At 36.3% G+C, this 14,581-nt stretch carries 14 protein-coding genes, 1 tRNA gene and 2 pseudogenes; 14 read left to right on the top strand and 3 right to left on the bottom strand.

What is annotated here, in order from left to right:
* Positions 1-21: 21 nt before the first annotated feature.
* The 9 genes and pseudogenes from T488_RS20125 to T488_RS0111250 all read left to right on the top strand — a co-directional run.
* Positions 22-405 (top strand): annotated as a pseudogene (locus tag T488_RS20125) (GNAT family N-acetyltransferase); the annotation flags it as partial.
* 3 nt (positions 406-408) lie between these two features.
* The gene (locus tag T488_RS20130; RefSeq protein WP_037298105.1) at positions 409-867 is read left to right on the top strand and encodes a GNAT family N-acetyltransferase; all 459 of its coding nucleotides are present in this window, start codon (positions 409-411) and stop codon (positions 865-867) included.
* A 9-nt stretch (positions 868-876) separates the two neighbouring features.
* Positions 877-1,374 carry a GNAT family N-acetyltransferase gene (locus T488_RS0111220; RefSeq protein WP_028520886.1) on the top strand — a complete coding sequence of 166 codons (498 nt, stop codon included), beginning with the start codon at positions 877-879 and terminating at the stop codon, positions 1,372-1,374.
* A 95-nt stretch (positions 1,375-1,469) separates the two neighbouring features.
* Positions 1,470-1,546, top strand: a tRNA-Met gene (locus tag T488_RS0111225).
* Positions 1,547-1,979: 433 nt separating this feature from the next.
* Positions 1,980-2,204: a hypothetical protein gene (locus tag T488_RS0111230; RefSeq protein WP_028520887.1), complete on the top strand. Its 225-nt coding sequence runs from the start codon at positions 1,980-1,982 to the stop codon at positions 2,202-2,204.
* A 484-nt stretch (positions 2,205-2,688) separates the two neighbouring features.
* Positions 2,689-4,098 (top strand): MgtC/SapB family protein, encoded by a 1,410-nt coding sequence (locus T488_RS0111235; RefSeq protein WP_028520888.1) that lies wholly within the window; start codon positions 2,689-2,691, stop codon positions 4,096-4,098.
* A 4-nt stretch (positions 4,099-4,102) separates the two neighbouring features.
* Positions 4,103-5,572 carry a GTPase gene (locus tag T488_RS0111240; RefSeq protein WP_028520889.1) on the top strand — a complete coding sequence of 490 codons (1,470 nt, stop codon included), beginning with the start codon at positions 4,103-4,105 and terminating at the stop codon, positions 5,570-5,572.
* Positions 5,573-5,586: 14 nt separating this feature from the next.
* Positions 5,587-6,618: a GTPase domain-containing protein gene (locus T488_RS0111245; protein WP_028520890.1), complete on the top strand. Its 1,032-nt coding sequence runs from the start codon at positions 5,587-5,589 to the stop codon at positions 6,616-6,618.
* Positions 6,619-6,624: 6 nt separating this feature from the next.
* Complete coding sequence (locus T488_RS0111250; RefSeq protein WP_028520891.1) at positions 6,625-7,803, top strand: GTPase; 1,179 nt, start codon at positions 6,625-6,627, stop codon at positions 7,801-7,803.
* Positions 7,804-8,467: 664 nt separating this feature from the next.
* On the opposite strand, the gene T488_RS0111260 is transcribed toward T488_RS0111250, so the two are convergent.
* The 3 genes from T488_RS0111260 to T488_RS18855 all read right to left on the bottom strand — a co-directional run bounded on the left by T488_RS0111260 (position 8,468) and on the right by T488_RS18855 (position 11,082).
* Positions 8,468-9,028, bottom strand: a complete 561-nt coding sequence (locus T488_RS0111260; RefSeq protein WP_155267203.1) for a hypothetical protein — start codon at positions 9,026-9,028, stop codon at positions 8,468-8,470.
* Between the two features lie 558 nt (positions 9,029-9,586).
* A complete protein-coding gene (locus T488_RS0111265) occupies positions 9,587-10,162 on the bottom strand; it encodes a hypothetical protein (protein WP_196243307.1) in 576 nt (191 codons plus the stop codon).
* A gap of 290 nt (positions 10,163-10,452) precedes the next feature.
* On the bottom strand, positions 10,453-11,082 hold the full coding sequence (locus T488_RS18855) for a restriction endonuclease (protein WP_051536429.1): 630 nt from the start codon (positions 11,080-11,082) through the stop codon (positions 10,453-10,455).
* A gap of 283 nt (positions 11,083-11,365) precedes the next feature.
* Here T488_RS18855 and T488_RS20135 point away from each other — a divergent pair, with 283 nt between their 5' ends.
* The 5 genes and pseudogenes from T488_RS20135 to T488_RS19870 all read left to right on the top strand — a co-directional run bounded on the left by T488_RS20135 (position 11,366) and on the right by T488_RS19870 (position 14,478).
* Complete coding sequence (locus T488_RS20135; protein WP_242838336.1) at positions 11,366-11,521, top strand: hypothetical protein; 156 nt, start codon at positions 11,366-11,368, stop codon at positions 11,519-11,521.
* A 21-nt stretch (positions 11,522-11,542) separates the two neighbouring features.
* Positions 11,543-11,818: a WYL domain-containing protein gene (locus T488_RS20140; RefSeq protein WP_028520894.1), complete on the top strand. Its 276-nt coding sequence runs from the start codon at positions 11,543-11,545 to the stop codon at positions 11,816-11,818.
* Between the two features lie 495 nt (positions 11,819-12,313).
* Positions 12,314-12,556 (top strand): annotated as a pseudogene (locus T488_RS20145) (hypothetical protein); the annotation flags it as partial.
* Between the two features lie 290 nt (positions 12,557-12,846).
* Positions 12,847-14,232, top strand: a complete 1,386-nt coding sequence (locus tag T488_RS0111290) for a radical SAM/SPASM domain-containing protein (protein WP_028520896.1) — start codon at positions 12,847-12,849, stop codon at positions 14,230-14,232.
* Positions 14,233-14,322: 90 nt separating this feature from the next.
* Positions 14,323-14,478 (top strand): hypothetical protein, encoded by a 156-nt coding sequence (locus T488_RS19870; protein ID WP_196243308.1) that lies wholly within the window; start codon positions 14,323-14,325, stop codon positions 14,476-14,478.
* The last annotated feature ends 103 nt before the right edge of the window (positions 14,479-14,581 follow it).

Raw genomic sequence — 14,581 nt, forward strand, 5'->3', positions numbered from 1 at the left:
GACAGTATGCTGAGCGGAGTTATGGACTTTTTCAGCAAAGTGTTCCCTGAGTCGGGAAAGGCGTTTGAGCCTCAGGGCAGACACGCTGTTTTTGCAGATATTGAGAATAATTTTGTGGGATTCTGGTGCCTTATGGACGGCGTTGAAGTCATCGGCACCGTGGCTGTGAAAAGACTTAATGACAGTCAGTGTGAGCTGAAGGGGCTTTACCTTTATAAGAGGTATCACGGTCAGAAGCTGGGGTACCGCCTTATACAGACTGCTATAAGCTTTGCGCAGTACAGCGGCTTTTCGCAGATGCTCCTGGATACCGTATCCGATTACCAAAGAGCAATGCGGCTCTATACAAAAATGGGCTTTATGCCCACAGATAGATATAATTCAAACGAAAGGGCAGATGTTTTTATGATGAAGAAACTCAGCGGAAAAGCTGTCATCAGAGAGCTTGAGGACAATGACCTTGACGGACTCATGACCCTTTATATGGAGCTTCACGATAATCCGTTTCCCGAAAAGGATCAGCGGTTCATGAAAATATGGAACAGAATAATCAGCGACCCCGACCACCATATAATAGTTGCCGATGTGGACGGAATTATCGCCGCTTCATGCGTCTGCGTCATCATACCGAACCTGACCCGCGGACAGCGTCCCTACGCTTTTATAGAGAATGTGGTCACCTCCGCTCCCTATCGCCGCCGCGGTCTTGCTTCCGCCTGCCTTGACTTTGCAAGGGACATCGCTGTAAAGGAGAATTGCTACAAGATGATGCTCCTGACAGGCTCAAAAGAGGCAGGAACTCTCCGTTTTTACGAGAATGCAGGCTATAACAGCAGCGATAAGACTGCGTTTATACAGTGGCTTTGAGGTGAATGTATGGTACTCAGAGAGTTCATAGAAACCGACGCGGATTATATCATTGGTTGGACCGGCAGTGAAAGAGAGTTCAGAATGTGGTGCGCCGACAGGTATGATAAATACCCAATAGCTCCTGCTGATTTGATCGAGAATTATCGTGCCTGCACAGCAAATGGTGACTTCTTCCCCATGACTGCCGAAGATGATAACGGCATTCCAGTGGGACACCTGATACTGAGGTTCGCTGACAGCCGGAAAACAGCGGTTCGATTTGGCTTTGTCATCGTTGACAGCTCCCGCCGCAGACAGGGACTTGGCAGGAAAATGCTGGAGCTGGCAAAAGACTATGCGAAGAATGTGCTTCATGCGAAAAGGCTTTCATTGGGCGTTTTTTCCGAAAATACCGCAGCTGTGGACTGCTATCGGTCAGCAGGCTTCACCGAGTGTGGAACGTCAGAGGAGTTCCCAGTATTCGGCGAGCTATGGAGCTGTATCGAAATGGAAAGGCTACTGTAAGGATTGTTAAAATAAAAAAATATCTTTTCTGCTGTTGACATCGTACTGCAAATGTGGTATACTAATATAGTCGCAGATGATACTGCACTATATATCGCGGTGTGGAGCAGCTAGGTAGCTCGTCGGGCTCATAACCCGAAGGTCGTTGGTTCAAATCCAGCCGCCGCAACCATATTAGCATGACTAAAAGTATGACATGCAGGAAAAAGCCCGAAATATCGGGCTTTTTTGCTATCCAAATTCCGAAAAAATTCTTGAAAAAATGAGGGATGACATTGGGGTATTTTAGGCCTCTGGCTGGATTTGAACCCTCACAAGGAAAAATTTTGGAGTGAATATAGGTCAAAATACAGGCAAATCTCGATTTTTTCGGCAAAAAATAGTACACAAAGTTTCGGACTCGGTTTTAGTGGTTTTCACGAAATGTGAAAAAACTGGAATCGAGTCCTTTTTTGTTTCCCAGAAAACCAAGTGATAGAAATACTATCAGCGATTTGTGAGCCGTTTTTGACGGCATTGGTTGCAGTTCGGGAAACTACACCACCGAGAGCAACTACAGCCGCTGTTAACGATTTTTGAGCCTCCTGTGGCAGATACATACCCACATGCACGAACTCGCTGAAAATGCTGATAAGATAAGCGAAGCAGCTGATTCTGGATACGGTGCAGTCAGCGTAGTGATGGAAAACAACAACGGAAAGCGCTCATTCAAGATAAGCTATAAAAAACCAGACGGAAAGAGCTATGCTCACGAGATCGCATATAAATATGGAATTACCTTTGAACAGCTCAGTAAAAACAGTGATAAAATAAAAAAGCTCCATGTGTAATTCACACATGGAGCAGGATTTACAAATTGAAAACCGTTACATACATTTTTATGATATGATTGTTTTGACAAAGTCCGAAAAATAGCCACTTATTGTATGCCGTCTCTTAAGTTCTTTGCTTAGCAATTGCATACAATCTGAAGACATTGCAAAATACCGATGACTATTATTAAAAGAAGGTCACAAGGATATTTAATCCTACGTGACCTTCTTTTTTGTTCCGATAGAGAATACACTTTTTTCTTCACATCAATACAAATTATCATTAAAGAGCAATTGAGATATGAATAAACTTTAAACCATAAGTATAGATTACATCAAATAATACTATGCGAAGTATCTAAAAGTTTATGAATTAATTTGTGGCATATTGACATCTTGAACAAATTGTGATATAATATAATGAAATAGATACTGCTCAAAAACAAATAAAGGAGAAAAAGCAATCTTAGATAGACGTTACATCAGAATAAGGAGGTTCATTATGTCTAATACTACTGATAATATCACTGTTCAAGGAATTGGCGGAGCAGTGGATGTCATTAATCAAATGCGTATTGAAAAGTATATAGAGAATATTCGTATTCAGGATATTAACTTTGAAAACGCCATGAACGAACTTAATTTGGCACGCGAGTTCCTTGGTAGTCCAGATCATATTCTCGGATCACCAGCAACAAAACACGGTGAAGTAGCTGAAGTATTCGATGTAAGATTTGGCAATGCTGATAGACTTATCAGAGGCGAAGATCCTAATTATTCTTTCGATGGGGTAGGAAGAACCGCAGCAGAAGATTATCTAAAAAACAATTTGCCAGTTCAATCAAAATTTGTTCAAAGCAATCTTTCAATGGATGCTGTGCTCGAACATTTAGGAAAATATCCTGATTTCGTACAAAATGGAGGAACATACAGTATACCTAAAGATTTTTACGAACAGATTGAAGTTTGGATGAAGCTATCACCGAAAGAGTTATCAAACCTTCCTGCATCGGAAGGTGGTAGACTTGCCAGAAATGTTGTAGCAAGAATTCATGAGCTTGAAGCAAAAACAGGCAAAAGCTTTTCAGAACTAATATCACCTTCTCAAGTTAATTATGATCAAGTACAGCTTAACCATGCTGGCGAGACAATTGACGGTAAAGAACAAGAAATCATTGATGTTGACGGACAGAAAAGAGAGGAATATTGGAGAATGTCGAGAGCCTCCATCGAAGAAGGTTTGCGAGCTGCAGGAATTGCAGCAGCTATATCAGCAGTACTCTCATTTACAACAACTTTAATTGGCATACTTAAAGGAAGAAAGAAAAAACTGTCAGAACTCTCTAAGGAAGATTGGCAACAGATTTTTAAGGAAACAGGAATCGGAGCGATTAAAGGTGGAGTTTCTGGCGGTGCAATTTATACATTAACTAACGTTGCCGAAATGTCAGCGCCTCTCGCTGCCGCCATTGTTTCCGCAACATTAGGTGTAGCGACGCAAGCTATTAAGTTGTATCGTAATGAAATAACATTAGACGATTTCATGTATAATATTCTTGGCGTGGCTACGGAAGCAGCTGTAAGTGCAGTCGGTGCATTTGCTGGACAGATATTTATACCTATTCCGGGATTAGGAGCTATTGTTGGTTCGATTATAGCCACATCAATTCTTAATATAGTTAAAAAGCTTATATTCGGTGGTGGCTTTTATGAGCTTGTTAAGCAAGCACACGCCGAGAAACAGTTTTCAGATGAGTATAAGCCGCTTCTGCTTGCTTTTGAGCGTGCGACATCTGAATGGAAACGTATTGATTACGATATTTCAAACAAGCTCCGCCCTTATATCAATCAAAGTGAAATTGCTTTTGGTAAAAAAACTGAAGATTTACACAATTACATAGAAGGGATTTAAAGCTATGGATGTATTGACTTCAAAGCAACTTGAAAATAATGCTGATGAGTTTGTAAGCGCTTATAGGAATGCTTCTGATGAGGAAATCAGTAAAATCGTTGCAGGAATGACAGCGATTATTGAAGGAAATGAAGCATCATACGAAAACATGAAAAACCAGAGATGGTTTGAGCGAATTTGGTACGGACTGACGCTAAAAAATAAAGCTACTGTCAAAGAAATGCAAGCTAAGCGTGATCAGCTAACTAAATATACAGTTCAAATACTTATAAAAATGAACAATATGATGAACGAACATAGTGAGTGCATTTATGATCTCTATAGAGCACTTGCTGTTGTGCGTCGTGACCTTGATGTAGTAGTCGATGAGGTAAATGAACTTGCATACAAACTAAATGAAAAAATCATCAGTGTTGATAATTATTATTTTTTATTGAATGAGATAAGAAATAATAAGTTTGATATTAATTCTCCATTAATTAGCCTTATCGATATCATGTCTTTGATAGATAGCAGAACAGCAAAAGATACCAAAAAGCTGATTCAACTTAAAGAGACAATGGAACAAATGGGATTTGATTTCTCAAAAACAATTGATATTCAGACTTATTCCGATGAGATCTTTGCACTTCCAGAGGATAGTGTCGGAAGAATCTTGCTATTCTGTCAAAGCTTTTCCAATAGAAGTAGATTCCTTGCATACACTTGTGCTTTAATGGAAAACTATTTCTATCTTTGGGATTCAGAAAGGCGCATTGTTAGAGAAAATGGCGAAGCTGTCAAATCCGCTTTATACTGTGCTAATCTAAATCCTGATGCAAACTGCGTAGTAGGCGAAATGTTCAGTGATTTAAAAGGTGCCATTCACGAACCTTTTGATTTGATTGAAATTTCACCTATTGAAGAAACACCTTTATCACCTGCTTCTTATTACAGTACTAAAACATCACAACCATTAAGTGTTATTGTTGCTGGTATGACTGGTTCGGGTAAAAGTACTCTTATCAATGCAATATTTGGATGGAATATCGCAGCAACTGGGCGTGGACGGGCTGTAACCACAAAAACTGATAGATATAGCAATGATTCGGATAATATTGTTATTTATGATACAGTCGGACTTCAGCTTAAATCAGCAAAAAATGATAATATAGTTTCTGAGATAGGCTCTATCATAAAAAGTAATCAGCCAAGTGTTATATGGTATTGCATCAATTCGCTCTCCAGTAGGTATGAGGATGATGTACTCATTAAACTGCATTCGCTCGGTGTTCCTATGATAATTGTTCTCACAAATTCTGTCGAAGAAGATGATAAACTGGATAGTGAAATAATCAAATCTAATAGTGCCAAGGGATTAGGCGATATTCCTGTAATTTCAGTATTAGCAAAGGATTATATAAGGAAGGAGATCGTTGTTCCCGCTTTTGGGCTTGAAGCTCTTATAGACCAAACTATTAAAATTGTATTTTGATTAGTGGTGATGTTATGAATGCAAACATAGTTATTATGGGGCAATCCGGTAATGGAAAAAGCACTATAGTTAATGCAATAATGAGAAAAGAAGTTGCTCCAACCGGAAAAGGAACCGCAGTAACAACAAAAAATCAAATCTATTCCACCTCTTACCGATTAGGTAACGACTTTTGGTCATTAAATCTTTATGATACTGTAGGAATTGAATTATCAGATAAGATTACACAAGCAACTCTTATTGATATTGAAGAGCATTTGAGAAAATCACAAATGCAATCTTCTACATTTGATGTAAATGTTGTATGGTTTTGCATCAACAACAGAAGTTCACGTTTTCAAGATTATGAGATTGACTTGATACGCAAGTTATCGTATGAGTATGAAATTCCGTTCGTAATTGTCATGACACAATGCCTTGATAATCAAATCGGAGAGTTGGAAAAGAGCATTCAAACAGAAATGCCCGAAGTTGTTACGGCTCGCATCTTGGCAAAAGATTATCAATTAAGAGGCGGAACAATCATTCCAGCTTATGGCTTAAACGACTTACTTAGACGTTCATTAACGGAATACAACAAAATGAAAGTGCGTGTACTTGAATCAAAGCTGAATGATTTACAGCAAAAATTAGAAGTAAGCGAATGGTATATAAAGAATTATGAAGATAAGGCAAAAGCGTGTATTGAAGACTACGTTGATAGAGCTGGGAAAATCGGATGGCTTCCGGGAGGATGCATTCCTTTTGTACATGGATTGTGTATAAAAATGGTTGCGGAATTACATGGCTTATATGGTTTATCATCAAGTGAAGATTTTGCTGCAAATATTTTCTCTCATATCATAGTTGGTTTATTAGCAACACCATTTATGGTTGTACCAATTTTGAGTTCAGCGGTAGCAAGAGGCTATGTTGAAGCTGCAGGAGAACAATATGCTGAGGCACTTTCAAATGCAGTAAAACATTCAAAATATAGCGAACTTAGTAATCAGAAAATAATGACGGAAAGAATTAGAAAACAACTCAATCTAAGAAAAGGAAGGTAACATATTATGAGTACAAATGAAAATCAAATTACTCAGACTAATGATGTTTTTGATACAGCCAATATTATTATCGCTGGCATCACTGGCGCAGGTAAAAGTACGCTGATCAATGCAGTTTTCGGTAAGGATTTTGCAGCAACAGGAAAAGGAAAACCCGTAACTCAAGAAATCAAAGAATATCGTAATCCAAATGTTCCTGTTAGGATTTGGGATTCTATAGGATTTGAAATAGGAAATGATAACAGTGGTGTATCAAAAACTAAAGCTTCTATTACAAAAATCAAAAAAACCATTGAAGAACAGGCATCTAAAGATCAAGTTGATCATATTCATGCTATTTGGTATTGCATAAATCAAGGAGGCAGTAGATATCAACCAACGGAAGCGGAGTTTGTTAGAGAACTTCATTCAATAGGTGTTCCTTTTATTATTGTTATTACTCAATGTATCGAAGAAGATGATGAATTTGTCAACGAAATCAATAATCTTAACTTCAAAAATGGAATAACAGACATTCCTGTTATAGAAGTACTCGCTCAGGATAAGACTTTTCGTGGCGGTGGATTAATTCCAAGCTTTGGTTTGGATTTGCTTGTAGATGAAACTATGAAAATGCTTCCTGATTTTGTTAAAGGCAGTTTCATCGCAGGACAGCAAATAAAAGTTGTTCTGAAGCGCGAAGAGTGCGAATCTATTATTACAAAATACGAAAAAATGGCAGAAACTGGTTTTTGGGATAAAGTTCCTTTCATCAATATGGGCGTAGTTGATAATAGATTCAAGAAAATGGTTAAGGACATCTTCGCCGTCTATAATCAGATTCTTTCTGAGAAGGCATATGATGATATTATTTTTGATTTGAGTAAATCATGGACAAAGGGATTGTTTAGTTGGTGTATTGTTCCTGCTGCCTTTAATAAGAACAAAGATAAACTCGAACGTCTTATGAGTGAAATTGAAAAAAAGGGTGCTGATGGATTAGAGCTTGAAACAAGAGAATTTAAGGAATCTACCCGCGCAGCAAGAATGATAACATACTATGGGTACACTCTCTTAATGGCTATCGAGGATGTATGGAAACTAATACGAGAGGAAAAGATTAAAAACATAGAAGAAGTTGTTATTCCTCAAATTAAGCAAAGAATCCAGTATTATCTCTCAGGGAGACGAAGAAACAATCATTGATTTATGTGAATTCAATTTTGCATCTACTGGATTCAAAGTACTCTATATGATACCTGTTTCAAAGGAACGGCAGGTTATGACTATTCAGGCTCAAATTGACAGTATTCTTCGTGGTATTGAAAAACTGAAAAAGAGCGAAGGCTCAAAGTTTCAGATCAAGGCTATGTAACGCAGCTGTATTGTCCGTTAAAAAATCAATATTGACAGCAAGCCAGATCGTTTCAGAATAAAACAAAAGCTCCATGTGCCATTCACACATGGAGCTGAATATACAAAGTGAAAAAAATGTTACATATATTTTTATGATATGATTGCTTTGACAAAGCTCGAAAAATAGCTGCTTTTCTGGCGTCATCTTTTTAGAGATGAACTTACAGAATTTTGGCACTATATTGCAGAATATAGTGCCTTTAATTTTTGTCTAAATATAGCCTTATATCGGTAATATAAAACTGCTCACAGGATCGATTATGTACCATCTTGCGAGCAGTTATATTTTTTGATTATATGCCAAAAATGCGATTTATACATCAATTATACATCAATTGTGTTTTTATTTCTCTATTTACCGCCCTGTATCAGCAGGTGTTTTTTAGTATTATAGAATTCGTAGTTAACCACGGTTAACACGCTCGAGTTATGACTTTAATTCATCTGAAGATAATCAAACTAACGGTTTAAAGGCTTTTCCGATTATACTAATAATGTGAGCACCATTTTTTTTAGCATTAGCCACAACAGATTGCTCAGTTTCGTCTTTGGCAGTAACGCCGAGAATAATCTGGCAGTTAGTACTATTGCACGTCTGAAAAGCCTGTGCTATGAATTCGGAAAAGTCTTTATTAACGATGCTTTGCTGTTTAGGTTCATCAAAGACTGCAAAATTCAAGCAGTAATTAGTCGTTTGAGATTGTTTTAAAATAGAAAGAGTAAACGCCCATATCATCCTGACATTATCACTTGCAGAAGACCCGAATTTCATATCAAAATCATTTATACTGGGTAAAAGCGTGACCGGAGAAATATCTATTCTGTCCTTATCATTTATACTGCCATAACCAAAAAGATATAGATAATCTACAAATTGAGATTTCATTTCTTTTAGTGTTGCTCGAACAGAATCATCATTGTTTTGGTTCTCCATCATTTCACGTTTTGCAAGTAGTATTCTATATTCCTCAGATAAATCATGAATTGTTTTACGTGTTTCATGCATTTCTTTCAAAGCATTATTTATTTCATCTATAGAATCCTGTATATGTATTTTCTTGCGAACATTTGCTTCTGAATAATTATCTTCTAGCAGAATATCTAACTGAAGAAATTGATATCATTCTTTCAGCGATTTTGTAAATTACGCCAATTATAATATTCAACTAATTACGTTGAACATAATGAGATATCACTAATATTTTGACATTTGGTGATGATACATTAATTTTACTGACATTTATATCAAATACATCGTACTTGAATTAAAACGCATTATTCGGTTGGATTCAATAAAAAATTATACGAATTTTGAATGAGTGTTCGTATATAAAACATAATATATATTGTAATTATAACATAGATCGAAGAAAATAGTCAATATAAAAAACAAGAATTTTTTAAGATATTGAAATATCAGATTCTAATAGTAAGTATAAAAATGCCGCAGCTTTATGGCTACGGTATTTGATATGTATTAGTTATTTCTTGTCCATAGCTGATCAACGTTCATCGTATCCTATTATTAACTATCAAAAACATATGGGAATAAAGTTTTATTTGGAGAATACTACTATATTAAAGATTCCTCTTTTATTTCTTCATACTTTTCAATAACTTCTTTTCGAAGTTTTTCAACCTCTTTTATATCACTTTCTTTATTTGCGGTATGATATTTATTAAGACTATTGAGAAAAGCGTTAATAAGAGCATATGAATTGGAATCGATAAGCATAGGTGATCTTTGAAAAAGTTTTCGAATAGCATAAACACAGACATTCGCACTATTCGTTAAATCAAGTGGTATTCCATAAGTTGGATCGCACTCAAGGAATTCCTCTATTCTTTGAGCTACAGCTTCTGTAAAAAAGAGTTTTCGTAATTCGTGTGCATTTTGAATTATTGTAGGGTATTTCTGACAAGCATCCATAGAAGCTTCTGCTAGTACTTCTATGTGTCCCTGATATAATTCAGGATAATACAAACGCAGCATAGTTTGATCGCTTTTGATTGAATGAACAATATCATCCCAGAACAAAATCTTAACAGGCCATTTCCCTTGTTCAATACGTTTTAAAGATATATTGCAAATATGTTCTTGTAATGTAACATCATTTTCAATTGCCACCATAATTATAAACTCATTCATTTTTATTGTGCATTCTTCAGCATCGGCAATCCAATCATTCAACTTTGATGTAGATACGCTTTTAACATTCTTACATTGCGCAAAAAATGTATGTGTGGTTTTGTAATTGAACTAGTATGTCAACACCGTTTTGTGATTGCCCTTTTCTACCCCAAAGTTGAGTATCAGCAGAATACTTTTTTGAAGGAAATCCTTACACGTTTTTTTCAAATTCGGCAAAATCGTTAGGTGGAGTGATTCTATATATTGCTAACGAAGACATCTTATTCTCCTTTTTTTATAAAGTAGATTTACGTATATTTTAATAGATTAAGAAAATCTTCTAAATCCATCAGTTGAATTAGGTGTTCCTCTTCTGCGGCAAATCTATGAGCACCTCTTGTGAAACGCGATGTGGTAATAATAATTGCTTTATTAACTCTATCATGTTGCCTTACACCTGCTGCAGATCTTACTATATTTACACCGACTGAATGATCAGGATTATAGTGCTTACACTCAATATATAAACAAATTGGAACGCCAGAAATATTTTTTGTTGCAATGACATCTTTTCCTCCATCTTTCTGAGGAGGAGTTAACTCAACAATATATCCATTTCTGGAAAACACTTCAGCAACTAATTCTTCAAATCGTCTATCTGAGATTCTATAAATAGTAGAAGGGTTTATTCTTATTTGTTCAATTAGTCGCGTAATGTCATCAGCTATCCACTCTTCACATTCTTCAGGAATATCAAAATCAAAGTAATCTGGATCTATTGAAAGTGAATACCTAACATCACATCCCCAAGCATTGCAATCATCAAAATCAATCGCACCTAACGGATATTCATAACCTCTTATAGTAAAGCCAAATTGATTACCGCATCGTATGCATTCTGATTCATAAATAAAATCATGTTCAATGCTTACTCCCATTCCAAATTCGCCATTAGAAAACGAGTTGCATTCGATAATATTCTTATCAATTTGAAATTGTTTACCACATCTTTAACAAATTATCATAGGATTATCAGATAAAACCACGTCAATATCCCCCTTTTAAAATAGTATATCATATTGGATTATTTTTTTCAATATTGAATCGCTATATTTTTGCTGATTTTGAGCATTATTTGATCTTAGATTCAGAGCATATTGAAGTAGAAATATATAAATTTTCGTTTAGGTAATTTAGAATAAAACGATTAATTAGCAGCCCATGTGGGCTGCCTTTCGTTTTGTATATCGGCTCAGCAATGATAAAATAAAGAACAGCGGTCTTATCAATATTGGCAGAATAGATGAGATAACCGACACGGGGCGCGTATTCCGTACAACTGTGGCTATGGACGATTATTTCAGCAGCCGTAAGTGAAAAGAGCCTGCTGTCATAAGAGTGACCAACGAGAGAAACGGCGTAGAGCGTTTTATGCTGGAATTTGCTCCCTATGAGAAGCATACTGTACGGGATCTTGAAACAGGTCAGTATACCGTTGAGCTTTGGTACGATGAACAGGACGAGACAGAAGTGCTTATAATGCTGCTCAGCTTCGTTCCTGTTATAGAGATACTCGGTCCCGAGAAGCTGCGTGAGCAGGCGAAAGAACGATTAACGAGACAGTATGAGCTGCTTTATGGGCAGAAAGAAAGCTATAAGGAGACTAGTAGATGATACATATTCACTTACTGTCCGTGAAGATATCTTTCTTGACGGTATACTTAATCTGTTCTGAATAAAACAAAAAGTTCCATGTGCCATTCACAAATGGAACTAAATCTACAAAGCGAAAAAACAGTTGCATTTATTTAATGATATGATTGTTTTGACAAAGTCCGAAAAACAGCTGTTTTTCGGGTGCCATCTTTTTAGAGATGAACTTACATAAACCCCGAAACGTAGCCGTTTCGGGATTTTTATTGATTAAATGTGGTTTGCCCCCAACCCGATTGTAAATGGTATCCCAAACTGAAAATTGCTTTATATAAATGATTTATAAATTGTCTATATATACAAGTCTAAATATGTTGTAATATAAATAATATGGTGGGTTTACTATAATTCTCTTGACTTTTTTATTAAAATAGTGTATTATTGTATATGAATTTTTTTGCGTCACTTAAAACAGATTCTAATTATTGGTTTTATATATAGTCTCTCCTCAAGCCCTATCAGGATAACACCGACCGAATAGAAGTGGAGCGAAAGTTTAGTCTCGCAAAGCGCAAATTCGGTCTTGGTCTGCTGCTCACGAAAAGAGAAGATACAACAAAAGCATCGATAGTTCTCAGCATAATTGCAATGAACATTGACCGCCTTGCGGCGATGCTTTTGTGCTTTATCAAATTTATCCTGTCATTTTTTGTTTTTGATATTGAAAATAAGTGCCTTTTCGAAATGGTTGGTTGTTGAGTAGACACTATTTAACTTTTAAACAGAAGTTGAAAACATACAGTTTTATATTTAAGTTTACTCCATGCAATAATAAGGAACAAATTAGTCTATATTCTGAATAATACAAATCAATCATAGTTTTACAAATTGATCTGCTACCATATCAATGCATGAAAAACAGCGCTTAAGAATATCCTTTTCGGAAGATATTCTTATGGTAAATGCTGTTTATGCGTGCTTATAAGTATTACTAAGAAATATGGATTTAATTGCATTATGAATTTTAACAAGTTAGGTGATGAAGTGTTATGTACAGATTAAGCAGCTATAATATCTATCTGGCAATGAAAAAAGGTAAATTTTTACTTGTTCAGGGAATGTATGGATCGTTTGATGTTGTTGATAAAGCGATCTATGATTCGATTATTTTTTGCCGTGATGAAAATAATGGTGCAATTATCGAAGAAAGATTTGATGAAAATGTGTTAGTCTCCTTGAAAAAGAGAGGCTATATTACATGCCTGGATCAGGAAGAGGAACATACAAAGTTCAAAAAGATCTCTGATATTATTTCTACAAAAAAGAATAATGATCTCTCCCTGACAATTATACCTACTTATAATTGTAATTTCCGCTGTGAATACTGTTTTGAGAAGAAAATACAGGATATGGGGGCCAAGGTACTCGGAAGTACCATGACACCCGAAATTGTTGACGCGGTATTCCGCTATGTCGACAAAATTAAAGCTGAGGGCAGAAATCTTCATGATATCTGTTTTTTTGGCGGAGAGCCTTTCTTGAAGAACAACTACAAAATCGTAGAATACGTCTGTGAAAAAGCTGCAGAACGTGATATTCGTTTATCGTGCATTACCAACGGATATGATCTGGAGCACTATATCGAGCTGATAAAAAACAATAATTTCTCTTCTGTCCAGATCACACTTGACGGTGTTGGTGAGGCACATGACCAGAGAAGATTCCTTGCAGGAGGAAAAGGCTCATTTGATAAGATAACAGAGAACGTTGAACTGGCATTAAAGAACGGGATAAATATCTTTTTAAGAACTAATGTCAATAAGAAAAATGTATCCGAAATAAAAAAGCTGATAGCGTATTACTGCGAAAAGGGCTGGATCAATTACAGTAATTTCAATTATTATTTCAAGGCTACGCACAAGTGTTATGAGCTCCTTGAAAATCAGTATTCGGATCTGGAACTGATGGGCGAGATTATTTCTGCCTGTGCAGAGAATAATATTGAATTTGACCGAAAGCACCTGAACAGCCAGTATTTCCTTATATCGGATTCCATCAGAAATATGATCAAAGAGCATACATTTGCGGCTATCAACAACGTATACTGCCGGGCGGGATTCAATATGTTTGTTGTTGATCCATTTAAGAATATTTATGCTTGCTGGGATTCTGCAGGAGAAGAACATAAGATCATAGGAACTATTGATACAGAAAATGCTGAATTTGTTTTTAACGACAATTATAAAAGGTGGTCCGAGAGAAACGTAGGCAATATTGAAAAATGCAGCAGATGTACATATGCATTTTTCTGCGGCGGCGGATGTGCCGCACATGCAAATATCGTCAACGGAAGCATTTTCACCGGATTATGCGACGAATTTCAGGAGATCTTCAACAAGGTTGCAGTTGATGTTTGCAGCGAGTTTGTTGACTGAAAAGAAGAGCGTATAGTTTAAATAAAGCTTGTTATATCCATTTTTATTAACCGGTTTTAGGCTTTTTTCATCAATTGCATTTCTGCGGTATTGATGAAAAAAGGGGGTGAAAAAATGCAGGAGCTTAATAAGAATTACGATGCAGAGAACATGGATCTTCTTATCGAAGAACTCGAAGCACGTGAAGAGTTAAAGTGCGGATGCCAGAGTGGATGCGGAGTTAATGATAACACTAATCAGGCATAATGCTTTAGTGCATTATGATAAAGCTGTATGTAACCTATGCAATAATATATTAAACACTATTTGAATCGCAGCAGATAAGCGATCGATAACAGATCTGCTGTAG

Source organism: Ruminococcus flavefaciens ND2009, assembly GCF_000621785.1.
GTDB classification, from domain to species: domain Bacteria; phylum Bacillota; class Clostridia; order Oscillospirales; family Ruminococcaceae; genus Ruminococcus; species Ruminococcus flavefaciens_C.

Excerpts from the sequence above, each read along its gene's own strand:
- T488_RS20130 (WP_037298105.1), top strand. The coding sequence starts at position 409 with ATGAAGAAACTCAGCGGAAAAGCTGTCATCAGAGAGCTTGAGGACAAT.
- T488_RS0111220 (WP_028520886.1), top strand. The coding sequence starts at position 877 with ATGGTACTCAGAGAGTTCATAGAAACCGACGCGGATTATATCATTGGT.
- T488_RS0111230 (WP_028520887.1), top strand. The coding sequence starts at position 1,980 with ATGCACGAACTCGCTGAAAATGCTGATAAGATAAGCGAAGCAGCTGAT.
- T488_RS0111235 (WP_028520888.1), top strand. The coding sequence starts at position 2,689 with ATGTCTAATACTACTGATAATATCACTGTTCAAGGAATTGGCGGAGCA.
- T488_RS0111240 (WP_028520889.1), top strand. The coding sequence starts at position 4,103 with ATGGATGTATTGACTTCAAAGCAACTTGAAAATAATGCTGATGAGTTT.
- T488_RS0111245 (WP_028520890.1), top strand. The coding sequence starts at position 5,587 with ATGAATGCAAACATAGTTATTATGGGGCAATCCGGTAATGGAAAAAGC.
- T488_RS0111250 (WP_028520891.1), top strand. The coding sequence starts at position 6,625 with ATGAGTACAAATGAAAATCAAATTACTCAGACTAATGATGTTTTTGAT.
- T488_RS0111265 (WP_196243307.1), bottom strand. The coding sequence starts at position 10,162 with ATGAATGAGTTTATAATTATGGTGGCAATTGAAAATGATGTTACATTA.
- T488_RS18855 (WP_051536429.1), bottom strand. The coding sequence starts at position 11,082 with ATGGGAGTAAGCATTGAACATGATTTTATTTATGAATCAGAATGCATA.
- T488_RS20135 (WP_242838336.1), top strand. The coding sequence starts at position 11,366 with ATGTGGGCTGCCTTTCGTTTTGTATATCGGCTCAGCAATGATAAAATA.
- T488_RS0111290 (WP_028520896.1), top strand. The coding sequence starts at position 12,847 with ATGTACAGATTAAGCAGCTATAATATCTATCTGGCAATGAAAAAAGGT.